The sequence below is a fragment of the Comamonas guangdongensis genome (assembly GCF_041079535.1).
In the GTDB taxonomy this organism is placed as follows: domain Bacteria; phylum Pseudomonadota; class Gammaproteobacteria; order Burkholderiales; family Burkholderiaceae_C; genus Comamonas; species Comamonas guangdongensis.
On the sequence record NZ_JBFYGN010000030.1, the window covers coordinates 1 to 12,671 of the forward strand.

11 protein-coding genes are annotated in these 12,671 nt (G+C 63.5%); 2 read left to right on the forward strand and 9 right to left on the reverse strand.

From position 1 onward, the window contains the following. Positions 1-318: 318 nt before the first annotated feature. The 7 genes from gshB to AB6724_RS19270 form a co-directional block, all read right to left on the reverse strand. The gene (gene gshB, locus AB6724_RS19240; RefSeq protein ID WP_369340149.1) at positions 319-1,269 is read right to left on the reverse strand and encodes a glutathione synthase; all 951 of its coding nucleotides are present in this window, start codon (positions 1,267-1,269) and stop codon (positions 319-321) included. A gap of 72 nt (positions 1,270-1,341) precedes the next feature. Then, positions 1,342-2,520 (reverse strand): benzoate/H(+) symporter BenE family transporter, encoded by a 1,179-nt coding sequence (locus AB6724_RS19245; protein ID WP_369340150.1) that lies wholly within the window; start codon positions 2,518-2,520, stop codon positions 1,342-1,344. A gap of 138 nt (positions 2,521-2,658) precedes the next feature. Then, a complete protein-coding gene (locus AB6724_RS19250; protein ID WP_369340151.1) occupies positions 2,659-4,527 on the reverse strand; it encodes a potassium transporter Kup in 1,869 nt (622 codons plus the stop codon). A 79-nt stretch (positions 4,528-4,606) separates the two neighbouring features. After that, on the reverse strand, positions 4,607-5,902 hold the full coding sequence (gene gshA / locus AB6724_RS19255) for a glutamate--cysteine ligase (RefSeq protein WP_369340152.1): 1,296 nt from the start codon (positions 5,900-5,902) through the stop codon (positions 4,607-4,609). A gap of 78 nt (positions 5,903-5,980) precedes the next feature. After that, on the reverse strand, positions 5,981-7,447 hold the full coding sequence (locus AB6724_RS19260; RefSeq protein WP_369340153.1) for a TrkH family potassium uptake protein: 1,467 nt from the start codon (positions 7,445-7,447) through the stop codon (positions 5,981-5,983). A 9-nt stretch (positions 7,448-7,456) separates the two neighbouring features. Next, on the reverse strand, positions 7,457-8,914 hold the full coding sequence (gene trkA / locus AB6724_RS19265; protein WP_369340154.1) for a Trk system potassium transporter TrkA: 1,458 nt from the start codon (positions 8,912-8,914) through the stop codon (positions 7,457-7,459). 82 nt (positions 8,915-8,996) lie between these two features. Next, positions 8,997-10,277, reverse strand: a complete 1,281-nt coding sequence (locus tag AB6724_RS19270) for a glutamate-5-semialdehyde dehydrogenase (protein WP_369340155.1) — start codon at positions 10,275-10,277, stop codon at positions 8,997-8,999. An 84-nt stretch (positions 10,278-10,361) separates the two neighbouring features. Between AB6724_RS19270 and AB6724_RS19275 the strand changes: the two genes are divergently transcribed. After that, on the forward strand, positions 10,362-10,664 hold the full coding sequence (locus AB6724_RS19275; protein WP_369340156.1) for a hypothetical protein: 303 nt from the start codon (positions 10,362-10,364) through the stop codon (positions 10,662-10,664). A 157-nt stretch (positions 10,665-10,821) separates the two neighbouring features. Further along, positions 10,822-11,013 (forward strand): hypothetical protein, encoded by a 192-nt coding sequence (locus AB6724_RS19280; RefSeq protein ID WP_369340157.1) that lies wholly within the window; start codon positions 10,822-10,824, stop codon positions 11,011-11,013. A gap of 30 nt (positions 11,014-11,043) precedes the next feature. On the opposite strand, the gene holA is transcribed toward AB6724_RS19280, so the two are convergent. Together holA and AB6724_RS19290 are read right to left on the reverse strand one after the other, a co-directional pair. Beyond that, the gene (gene holA / locus AB6724_RS19285) at positions 11,044-12,093 is read right to left on the reverse strand and encodes a DNA polymerase III subunit delta (RefSeq protein ID WP_369340158.1); all 1,050 of its coding nucleotides are present in this window, start codon (positions 12,091-12,093) and stop codon (positions 11,044-11,046) included. Positions 12,094-12,153: 60 nt separating this feature from the next. Further along, the gene (locus tag AB6724_RS19290) at positions 12,154-12,666 is read right to left on the reverse strand and encodes an LPS-assembly lipoprotein LptE (protein ID WP_369340159.1); all 513 of its coding nucleotides are present in this window, start codon (positions 12,664-12,666) and stop codon (positions 12,154-12,156) included. Positions 12,667-12,671 lie beyond the last annotated feature (5 nt).

A 12,671-nucleotide genomic window follows, 5' to 3' on the forward strand; every position in this document is an offset into this window, starting at 1 on the left:
CGAAGAGTTTTGTTCCGAAGAACTGGCTGCTCGCCACCAAACGCCCACGCTTATCGGCTGTATTTTTTTAAGGATCCTGATTCAAACCCGGTCAATACCAGCCTTGAATCTCGTTGCCTGCTGCGATCAGCGAAGCCTTGTATTTTAGCACAGTTTTCAGCAGCAAGAGGTAAATTTTTCTCAGTTACCTAGCGAAATTTGCGTTTCGCTCAGTGCAGCCTTGCATTGTACACAGAATTTCGAGCCTCCCGCAACTCGCACCCGGATCGGCCGCAAAAGAAGCCAAGCAGGCTGAACGCCTGCTTGGCTTCTTTGCATTCAGCAGGATTGGGCCGCCTGCTCCAGCGCATCCACAAACAGCGCTGCCACATCGCAGCCCGTCTGATCAAAGATCTCCTGGAAGCAGGTGGGGCTGGTGACATTGATCTCGGTCACGTTATGGCCGATGACATCCAGCCCGATCAGCAGCAGACCTCGCTGCACCAGGCGTGAGCCGATGAACTCCGCGATCGCCTTATCTTGATCGGCCAGCGGCTGAGCCACCCCTTTGCCGCCCGCCGCCAGATTGCCGCGCACCTCATTGCCCTGCGGGATGCGGGCCAGGCAGAAGGGCACGGGCTTGCCGCCGATGATGAGCACACGCTTGTCACCATGCACGATGTCGGGCAGGAACTTCTGCACCATGACGCTGGTGGCTCCGTCCCGGTTCAGCGTCTCGATGATGCTGCCCAGGTTGCGGCCGTCTTCACCGACACGGAAGATGCCCATGCCACCCATGCCGTCCAAAGGCTTGAGGATGATGTCCTGGTGCTGGGCATGGAAAGCTCGTATGTCCTGCGCATTGCGCGTCACCAGCGTGGGCGAGACGAATTGCGCAAACTCCATGATGGCGAGCTTTTCGGGATGCTCGCGCAGGGCGCTGGGCTTGTTGAAGACCTTGGCACCTTCACGCTCGGCCTGACTGAGCATATGGGTCGCATAGAAGAACTCCGCATCGAACGGAGGATCCTTGCGCATGACGATGGCGCCGAAGTCCGCCAGCTCCACGGGCTTGCTGTCCGTCTCTTCGAACCAGCCGTCCTTGTTGCCCGTCAGAGAGATGAAGCGCACCTGTGCCTTGACCTTGCCGCCGCTTTGCCACGAGATGTCCCTGGGTTCGCAGGCCACGATCTGGTGACCGCGGCGCTGGGCCTCGCGCATCATGGCAAAGGTGGAGTCTTTGTAAATGACAAAGGATTCCAGAGGGTCCGCGACAAACAGTATTTGCATGGTGATGAACTCTATCGGTTGGTACCGGCATCATGCCCAGGCGGGCATAACACCACAAAGTGGCGGTGATGTTCAGGCGCCCCTGGCGCGAAAACCCTGGATCAACAAGGCCAGACTCCCCGCCACCACGCCCCAGAAGGCCGAACCCACGCCGGCAATGACGACCCCGCTGAGAGTCACAAGGAAGGTGACGAGCGCCGCCTCGCGGTGCTTTTCTTCCTTGAAGGCGGTGGCCATACCGCCGCAAATGGAACCCAGCAAGGCCAGGCCCGCGATACAGGCCACCAGTTCCTTGGGGAAGGCGGTCAGCAGTCCGGTGACCACGGCGCCGAAGACGCCTATCAGAATGTATAGCAGCCCACACACGGCAGCTGCCGTGTAGCGCTTGTTTTTATCTTCGTGCGCCTCGGGACCCATACAGATCGCGGCCGTGATGGCGCTGAGGTTGAGCGCATAGCCGCCGAATGGCGCCAGCAGCAAGGTGGCGCCCCCCGTCATGCTGATGACGCGCGAGACGGGGATGGGGTAGCCCGTGGCCCGGATGACGGCCACACCGGGCAGATTCTGCGAAGCCATGGTCACCACGAACAGAGGCAGGGCCAGGCTGATCAAGGCCTGCAGCGAAAACCGGGGCGCCGTGTAGACCGGCACAGCCAGCCCCCCATGCACGGCCGACCATTGCATCTGCCCATGCAGCGCAGCCCAGGCCGTACCCGCGAACAAGGTAAGAATGACCGCATAGCGCGCCGCCAGGCGCCGGGACAGAAGATAGGCCAGCAGCATGACCAGCACCAGAGACAGGTCGGACTCGGCCGCCGCAAATGCCTGCATGCCGAACTTGGCCAGCACGCCGGCAAGCAGGGCCGAGGCGATCTCCACGGGGATGCGATTCATGATGCGCTCGAACCAGCCCGTGGCGCCCGCCAGAACAATGAGCACGGCGCTGACGATGAAGGCGCCGACGGCCTCCGCCATGGAGAAACCGCCCGCCAGCCCCGCCGTGGCCAGCACGGCCGCGCCCGGCGTGGACCAGGCCACCATGACCGGCATGCGCAGAATCAGCGAAGGCAGCAGCGAGCACAAGCCCATGCCCAGGCCCAGCGCCCAGATCCACGAGGTGAGCTGCTCCGGCGTGGCCTGAAAAGCCTGCGCCGCCTGGAACACCAGGGCCACCGAGCTGGTAAAGCCCACCAGAACCGCCACAAAACCGGCGGCAAGGGCCGCAGGACTCAAGTCTTTGAAGAAGCGCATCCGCCTATTCTGGCATCAGGCCCGACAGAAATTCAGCCGCCCGCGTGACCGTGCATCGCGAAGCCGGCCATCGCTCCCAGAGCGCTAGCTGCCCGCACCTGCAGAGCCGGCGCTGAAGCGCGATCTCGCTTGAGGCTTTTACAGCTCGAGCTTGGAGCCCAACTCCACCACCGAGTTGCTGGGCAGATGCAGAAAGTCCGAAACGCGGCTGGCGTTCTTGTGCATCTGGGCAAACAGCTTCTCGCGCCAGTGCGCCATGGAGTTGTTCATGCGCGGAATGATCACGTCGCGCGACAGAAAGTAGCTGGTGGACATGGAATCGAAGCTGCAGCCCTGGGTACGCAGCTGGGCCAGGGCCGCCGGCACGTCCGGCTCGTTCTTGAAGCCGTAGTTGATGATGACCTCCCAGCAGTCGCCGCCCAGGGACTCGGCCTCCACGCGCTTGTCCAGGCCCACCCAGGGCACCTCATGGTTGCGCACCGTCACAAAGATATTGCGCTCATGCAGCACCTTGTTGTGCTTGAGGTTGTGCAGCAGCGCATGCGGCACGGTGCCCGGCTCACCCGAGAGGAACACCGCCGTTCCCGGTACGCGGGTGGGCGGATGACGCCAGGTGGACTCCAGGAAATCCTTGAGATTGAGCGCGTCGGCCTGCAGCTTCTGGTGCAGCAGCTCGCGCCCGCGGCGCCAGGTCATCATCAGCGTGAAGATCGTGCCGCCAATCAGCAGCGGGAACCAGCCCCCCTCGAACAGCTTGAGCAGATTGGAGCTGAAGAACGCAAAGTCCACCAAGAAGAAAAAGCCCGTGGTCAGCAGGCACAGGGGCAGCGGGTAGTTCCAGCGGTAGCGGATCACGAAGAAGGTCAGCATGGTGGTGATCAGCATGTCCAGCGTCACCGCGATGCCGTAGGCGGCTGCCAGGTTGCCGCTGTTCCTGAACAGCAGCACGGCCAGCGCAATCGCCACGAACAGGCCCCAGTTGACCAGAGGCATATAGATCTGCCCCGTTTCCTTCACGCTGGTGTGGCGCACCTCGAAGCGCGGGAAGTAACCCAGCTGGATGACCTGGCGCGTCACGCTGAAGGCGCCGGTAATCAGGGCCTGCGACGCAATCACCGTGGCCATGGTGGCCATGGCGACGAGCGGCAGCAGGGCCCAGGAGGGAGCCATCATGAAGAACGGATTCTTGACGGCATCCGGATTGGACAGCAGCAGCGCCCCCTGACCGAAGTAATTCAGGGTCAGTGCCGGCATGGCGATGCTGAACCAGGCCAGGCGGATCGGTTTCTTACCGAAGTGACCCAGGTCGGCATAGAGCGCCTCGGCGCCCGTCACGCAGAGCACGACCGAGCCCAGGATGATGAAGCTGGTGCCCGGGTTGTTCCAGATGAAGCCAACCGCATGGTGCGGGCTCAGCGCGGCCAGGATCTCGGGGTGGCCCAGGATCTGGTGCACGCCCAGCAGGGCGATGCAGACGAACCAGGTGGCCGTGATGGGGCCGAAGAACTTGCCTATGCCCGCCGTGCCGCGCTTTTGCACGAAGAACAGCAGAAACAGGATGACCAGGGTCAGCGGGATCACGGCCTTGGTGAAGTGCGGCGAGATCACTTCCAGGCCTTCGACCGCCGAGAGCACCGAGATTGCCGGGGTGATCACGCCATCGCCGTAGAACAGCGAGGTGCCGAACATGCCTACCAGAAACAGCGTGCTGGACAGGCGCGGCTTGTCCTTGACCGTCTGCGAGGCCAGGGCCAGCATGGCCACCAGGCCGCCTTCGCCATTGTTGTCGGCGCGCAGCACCAGGACCACGTACTTGAGGGAGACGATGACCGTCAGCGTCCAGAACAGCACCGACAGCACACCATAGACATTGGCCGGAGTGAACGGCACATAACCCGAGCTAAAGACCTCCTTGACCGAGTACAGAACGCTGGTGCCTATATCTCCATACACAACACCGATAGCGCCCAGAGTCAGGGCGAACAAAGAGGATCTCGAATTTTGCACGGCTCAGAAAGCGACTCGTAAGGCAGTCACCAAGTCATCGGGAATCCGGCATTGTGCTCTGGCCGGACTATCCGTTGCTTCAGTCGTAGATTTCGGCGTCGGGATTGGTGGCCTCCAGCTCATAGCTGGCGGCCAGCATGGCCAAGCGAGCAATCACTCCATACATATAGAAACGATTGGGTGCACTGGCTCCCGGGCGGGCTCCGGCCTGGGGCAGCTGATTGCTTTGCTGGAAGGCCAACGGCACATAACCTGCGCCCGGGGCGTTCAGATTCTCGTCCTCGCCGCGGTCGGGATGCATGCGATAGAAGCCTCCCACCACATAGCGGTCCATCATGTAGACCACGGGCTCCGCCACGGCATTGTGCATGCGCTCATAGGTCAGCACGCCCTCCTGCACGATGACGTCATGCACGGTCTGGCCGTCCTTGATCACGCCCATCTTGTTGCGGCTCTTGCGCGGCAGCGCGGCCAGTTCCTTGGCGTCGCGCACGGTCATCACGCCCATGCCATAGGTGCCGTTGTCGGCCTTGACCACGGCAAACGGCTTTTCCTTGATGCCGTATTCCTTGTACTTGCGCCGCACCTTGGAGAGGATGACGTCCACCTGTTCGGCCAGCGCATCCATGCCCACGCCGTCGGCGAAGTCTATGTTCTCCACATGGCCGAACAAGGGGTTGATCAGCCAGGGGTCTATGCCCAGCAGCTTGCCGAAGCGCTTGCCGACCTCCTCGTAGCTCTGGAAATGGCGGCTCTTGCGACGCACATTCCAACCCGCGTGCAGCGGCGGCAGCAGATATTGCTCGTACAGCTCCTCGATGATGCCGGGCACGCCCGTCGAGAGGTCGTTGTTGAGCAGGATCGTGCAGGGATCGAAGTCCTTGAGGCCCAGGCGGCGCTTGGAACGGATCACGGGCTCCAGCTTGATCTCGTCTCCCAGCGGCAGCGTGATGGACAGCGTCTTCTTGATCTCGGGGCTGATGGAGCCGATGCGCACATTGAGGCCGGCCATGGTGAAGATGCGCTTGAGCTGCAACACGCTGGCCAGATAGTGGGTGTTGCGCGTGTGATTCTCGGGAATGATGAGCAGGTTGCGCGCCTCGGGACATATCTTTTCGATAGCAGCCATCGCAGCCTGCACGGCCAGCGGCAGCATTTCATCGGTGAGATTGTTCCAGCCACCCGGAAAAAGGTTGGTGTCCACCGGTGCCAGCTTGAAACCCGCATTACGAATGTCCACCGAGCAATAGAACGGCGGCGTGTGCTCCATCCATTCCAGGCGGAACCAACGCTCGATCGCAGGCATGGAGTCGAGAATGCGCTGCTCGAGTTCGTTAATGGGGCCGGTCAAAGCCGTGACGAGATGTGGAACCATAAATACCCTCAGGAGACGGTGGTGGGGGGCAATTGTAGAGACTGGCGCATGGAACAGGTGTTTTCCCTAGGTTCGGCCTCAGCGGCGCCAGAACGCTGGTGACAGCAAGGCCATGAAACTCAGTATTTCCAGCCGCCCGAGCAGCATGGCCAGAGTACACACCCACATCTGGAAATCCGTCAACACCGTGTAGTTAGATGCGGGACCGATGGCGCCCAGCCCCGGCCCCGTGCAGTGCACGCTGGCCAGCACCGCGGAGAACGCCGTCACCGGGTCCAGATCGGTGAGCAGCAGCACCATGCTCAGAATGATGACCGTGGCGCCATAGACCAGCATATAGGCCAGCACCGAAAAAATCATCGGGTTATCGACCACGGCGTCGCCCAGGCGCACGGGCTGCACGGCACGCGGATGCACGAGACGCGTCATCTCGCGCCTGGCCTGCTTGACCAGAATCAGCATGCGCACCATCTTGATGCCGCCGCCCGTGGAGCCTGCACTCGTGGCCACGCCCGACAGCAGCAGCAGCAGCACGGGGATGAACACCGGCCAGGCCAGATAGTCGGTGGTGGAAAAACCCGTGGTGGTGGCCACGGACACGGTATGGAACATGCCGTAGCGCAGCGCATCCAGCGGCCCATACACCCCCTTGATCCAGAGCAGCGCCGCCGCCAGCAGGCCCGAGCCGACCAGCACGCCAATGGTGGCGCGCATCTCGGGGTCGCGCATGAAGCTGTCGATCCGCCCCTTGCGCATGGCCACGAAGTACAGCGCGAAGTTGCAGCTGGCCAGCAGCATGAACACCAGCGCAATGCCCTCCAGCAGCGCCGAGTCGAAATAGGCAAAACTCGCATCGTGCGAGGACAGGCCGCCCAGGCTCACGGTGGCGAACATATGCATCAGGGCGTCCAGCGGCGTCATGCCGCCCGCCCAGAAGGCCAGCGCGCAGCCCAGCGAAAACAGCGCATAGACGCCCCACAGCCCCTTGGCCGTCTCGGTGATGCGCGGGGTCAGCCGGGTGTCCTTGACCGGGCCGGCCGCCTCGGCGCGGAACAGCTGCGCCCCCCCCACGCCCAGCAGCGGCAGGATGGCCACGGCCAGAATCAGAATCCCCATGCCGCCTATCCACTGCAGAAAAGTGCGCCAGACGTTGATGGACACGGGCAGCTTGTCTAGGCCGCTGAGCACGGTGGCCCCCGTGGTGGTCAGGCCCGAGACCGCTTCGAAGTAGGCATGGGTGAAGCTGATCTGTATGCCCACACGGTTGAGCCCCATCATCAGCGGCAGCATGGCGCACAGCGGCAGCACCGCCCACACCAGAGTCACCAGAATCACGCCATGGCGCGGCTGCAAATCTTTTTTGTGGCGGTGCAGCCCCGCCCAGAGCAGCAGGCCCACGGCGACGGTCGCGCCTATCGCCCAGGGATAGATGCGCCAGATGCCATCGTCCGCGAACCAGGAAACGCCGAACGGCAGCAGCATGGCGGCCGCGAACATGATCATCAGCATGCCCAGCACGCGCAGCACGGGAAGCAGGTCTTTCATGGCCGCCGTTCAGAAGAAGGTGGCGCTGACGCGGAACAGGTTTTCCACGTTGCGCACCAGGCGCTTGTTGGGCAGGAACAGCACAACATGGTCCCCCGACTCGATCAGCGTGTTGCTGCGCGGAATGATGACCTCGGTCTGGGCCTCGGCGGAGATTTCGTCGGCGCTCTTGCCTTCGGGAATGCCGCGCACGATGAGGCCGATGTGCACATCCTCGGGCAGGCTCAGATCGGCCACCTTGCGCCCCACCACGCGCGAGCTCTTGCGGTCGCCGCGCGCCACGATCTCCAGCGCCTCCGCCACCCCGCGCCGCAGGCTGTGCACGGCCTGCACATCGCCGCGACGCACATAGGCCAGCAGCTCGCCCAGCATGGCCTGGGCCGGCGAGAGCGCAATATCGATCTGCGTGCCGTGCATCAGGTCCGCATAGGCGCGGCGGTTGATGAGCGAGAGCACGCGGCGCGCGCCCATGCGCTTGGCCAGCAGGCTGGACATGATGTTGTCCTCGTCATCGTCGGTCAGCGCCAGGAACAGGTCGACCTCCTCTATGCCCTCGTCCGCCTGCACCTCCTCGTCGGTGGCATCGCCCTCGAGCACCAGCACCTCGGCCGGCAGCACCGAGGACAGGCTCAGGCATTGCTGCTCGCTGTGCTCGATGATCTTGATGTGGAAACGCCCCGGCGTCTGCGCCAGCTTCATGGCCAGGCGCAGGCTGACCTGGCCGCCGCCCGCGATCATGATGCGGTAGACGGGGCGCGAGGGCCGGCCTTCGGGACGGTTGATGGAGCGCAGCGCATCGGGCAGATGCTCCTTGGCCGCGAGGATGAAGACCTCATCGGCAGGCTCGATGCGGGTCGCGCCGTCGCAGCGCACAAAGCGGTCGGGCTCGTCCAGAAAGCGCCGGTAGATGGCCACGATGCGCATGGCCAGCTCGGGATAGCGCTCGCGGATCTCGCCGATCTGCAGGCCCACGGCCGACGCACCGGCGCGCGCGCGCACCGAGGCCAGGGCTGCACGGCCGCCCGCAAAGGCCCGCACCTGCATGGCCTCGGGATACTCGATGAGCTTGCCTATGTAGTTGGTGACCGACTCCTCGGGGCAGATGATGCGGTCCACCGCAAACCCGTCCTTGTCCAGCAAGGCCTCGTTCGAGGCGAAGCCCGAAGAGCGCACGCGGGCGATGCGCGTGGGAATCTCGAACAGGGTCTGGGCCAGCTTGCAGCAGACGAGATTGGTCTCGTCCATGGAGGCGCAGGCGATCAGCAGATCCGTGTCCTTGGCGCCGGCTTCGGCCAGCACCTGCGGGTCGATGCCGTTGCCGACCACGCCGCGCAGATCGAAGCGGCTTTCCAGCTCGCGCAGCGCACGCGCATCGGTGTCGATGACGGTGATGCCGTTTTGCTCGGACACCAGGCTCTCGGCCACACTCTGGCCTACGCGCCCGGCACCCAGAATAATGATTTTCATGGTGTTGTAGAGAGGGATCCAAGCAGCGGCGGGAATTCAGTCCCGAGGTCGGCCGCTGGCGGCCGGCCTCGGCTGGCGAGCTTCAGGAGCGGACTTCGCCTTCGCCCAGCACCACATATTTGAGCGAGGTCAGACCCTCTATGCCCACGGGACCGCGCGCATGGAATTTGTCGGTGCTGATGCCGATCTCCGCACCCAGGCCGTATTCGAAGCCATCGGCAAAGCGCGTGCTGGCGTTGACCATGACGCTGGCCGAATCCACCTCGCGCAGGAACTGCTGGGCATGCATATGGTCGCGCGTCAGGATGGCGTCGGTGTGGTGGCTAGAGTACTGGTTGATATGGGCGATGGCTTCATGAACGCCGTCCACCAGCTTGATGCTGATGATGGGCGCCAGGTATTCCTCGCTCCAGTCCTGCTCGGTCGCGGCCGCCAGCTTGGCGTCCGGCACGCTTTGCAGAATGGCCAGGGCCTCTGGATCGCAGCGCATCTCCACGCCCTTGGCCGCATAGACGGCGCCGATCAGCGGCAGGAACTCGGCCGCCACGGCGCGCGCCACCAGCAGGCCTTCGCTGGCATTGCAGGGGCTGTACTTATTGGTCTTGGCGTTGTCGGCCACTTTCACGGCCATGGCGATATCGCAGGGATCGTCGACATAGGTGTGGCAGTTGCCGTCCAGATGCTTGATCACCGGCACCTTGGCCTCGCGGCTGATGCGCTCGATCAGGCCCTTGCCGCCGCGCGGAATGATGACGTCCACATAGCCGGGCATGGCGATCAGCTGGCCCACGGCGTCACGGTCCGTGGTCGCCACCAGCTGCACCCCCTGCTCGGGCAGGCCGGCCTCGGCCAGCGCCTGGGCCACCAGCCTGGCCAGCGCCTTGTTGGAATCTATGGCCTCGGAGCCGCCGCGCAGAATGCAGGCGTTGCCGCTCTTGATGGACAGGCTGGCCGCCTCTATGGTCACGTTGGGCCGGCTCTCGTAGATCATGCCGAACACGCCGATGGGCACGCGCATCTGGCCCACGCGGATGCCGCTGGGCATTTGCTTCATACCGATGATCTCGCCGATCACATCGGCCATGGCGGCCAGCTGCTCACAGCCCTGGGCACAGGTCTCGAGCACCTTGGGCGTCAGGCGCAGGCGGTCCACCATGGGTTCGGACAGGCCATTCGCCACGGCCCGCTCCAGATCCCTGGCGTTATCGATCTGCAGCGGCTCCACGTTTTCGCGCAGCAGGCGGGCCAGCGCCTTGAGTGCTTTGTTCTTGGTAGCTGCAGACGCACGGGCCATCAGCGCAGAGGCGGCTTTTGCCTGTGCGCCGAGCTGGTGCATGTATTCGACGGTATTGAGCGCGTTCATGCCTCAATTTTCGCCCAGATGGGAAGGCTTGCGCCGATAAACCCCTAACTGTCGCACTTTGGCGCTGCTTCTACACTGCCGGGCATGACGCAAACCACCGCCAACACCCTGCAAGCCGCCCGCCAGCTGCAACAGCTGCGCTCGGGTTTTGAACAACTGGCGCAACAGCAAAGCAGCGCCGCTGCGCTGGGTCTAGAGGCCCGCGCGGCCACCGAGCTGCTGCAGACCCTGCCGCCGCGCTATGCCGAGGTGCTGCTCAGTCTGCTGGACCGCCTGGAGTCCAGCGCACTGTTCACCGAGGAAAGCTGCTCCTTCAGCCAGAAGGACCTCATAGACAATCTGCGGCTCTGGGCTGACAAGGCCCGGTCCCAGCTTGAGAAAAGCTGAAAATCTCCGAGAAAACAATCGCTTGGCGCGCAGCCAATCGCAAACAATGGTTGCGTGCATGAAGCTGTTTGTCCACATGTAAAAAGCCGCAACACTGCTGGTCTTGCGCGCGGCGCCTCGCTACCTTGGATATCTCTTTACTTGCTTGGAGATTGCCATGGGATTGCTCAATGAGATCGTGGGTGCGGTGGTAGCCGAAGAGGCGCTGGACAAGCTCGACCCCGAGGCCGGCCTGCTCAAGAAAGGCTTGGCCGTGGTTGCCGGCTTCGAAGGCGAAAAAATCATCGAGGAAAAGATCAGCGAACACAAGGAACAGGAACAGCCGCCGGCCGACGACGCCCAGCAGTAAACCGGCCCTCTGCTCCGCCGCGCCAGCCACTCAGCCCCGGCCGGCCTGCACCAGTTGCATGGCCAGCTGGCGCAAGGCCTGCCAGCTGTCGCGCGGCCAGCCCGTGCCGGGCAGGCCTTTGACAATTCCGTCCACCACATGGGCCGCCTGCAGCAGCTCGGCCGCCCTGGCATCGCTCACGCGCGGCAGCAGGCGCTCCATCAGCCTCTCCTTGGGGCCCCAGATACGGTTCTCGCGCAGCGCCATGGGCAGAGGCTTGCCCGCAGCCATCGCATCCTTGACGCGCTTGATATTGCGGATGTCCTCGGCCAGCGCCCAGTGCACCAGCACCTCGGCCTCGCCTTCGGCCTGCAGGCCGTCGAGCATGCGCATGCTGCGCGCCACCTGACCCGAGAGCACGGCCTCGGAGAGCTTGAACACGTCGTAGCGCGCCACATTGAGCACGGCCTGTTCCACCTGCCCGAAGCTCAGCTCGCCCTCGGGGTGCAGCAGGGCCAGCTTCTGAATCTCCTGATGCGCGGCCAGCAGATTGCCTTCCACGCGGTCGGCGAAGAACTGCAGCGTGCGCTGCCCCTCCTCTCCCGCGGCCACGCGCTGGTTCTGCAGCGCCAGTCGCTGGGCAATCCAGTGCGGCAGAGCGGCACGCTCCACGGGCTCGATCTGGATGGAGACCCCGTTGCCGTCCAGCGCCGAGAACCAGGCACCCGTGCGGGTGGCCTTGTCCAGCCGCGGCAGCGCGATCAGGGTCAGCGTGCTGTCATTGCCCTGGGCATCCTGCGCGATCTGCTGCAGTGCGGCACTGCCGTCCTTACCGGGCTTGCCCGAGGGAATCCGGATTTCCAGGATCTGCTTGTCCGCGAACAGCGACAGCGAACCGCCAGCGGCCAGCACATTGCTCCAGTCGAAATGCGCCCCCATCACGGTGTAGCTGCTGCGCTCGGTATAGCCCGCGGCGCGCGCGGCGGCGCGAATCGCGTCCGCGGCCTCCTGCAGCTGCAGCGGCTCGTCGCCATGCAGCACATAGAGGGAGCGCAAGCCCTTGGCCAGATGGGAGGAAAGCTGGTTCAGCGCAAGCTGCATGGATTTTTCGAATCAAACAAGCTGCCAGCGCCCAATGAATAAGCGCCAGAAGCTATCAATTTAGGAGATTTGCAGACTCTTGACGGCCGCCAGACGACGGATGATCTGCTGCACGATGTCGTTGCGCATGTCCTTGTTCAGCATCTCTTCTTCTCCGGCCTTGGACAGGGCATTGGTCTCGTTATAGGTGACGTTGCGAATCTGGCGGATCTCCGTAGAGGGGATCAGCTCGTCGCCGCCCGGCGTGCGCAGCGAGAACCTGACGATCAGGCGCAGCTCGATTTCGCGCACCTGGCCCGCCACATTGGAGCCCACGATGACGCGCTGCTGCAGCTCGCTGATGATCTGGCAGATCACCTCAGCCGTATCCGGCGAGGCCGGGTCCTTGACCACGCTCAGCTTGTCGCTGGACGACTCCAGATTGCGCCGCAGCAAGGTGCCTACCGGTGCACCCCGCCCCGCCTGGATGTAAATCGAGCGAAACACAAAGTTCGGCACGCCGCGCAAACGGAATCCGCAGGCCCCCAACAGGGGCGACAAGGCCAGGGCGGCCAGCAGCGTACGTTTTTGCATGAACA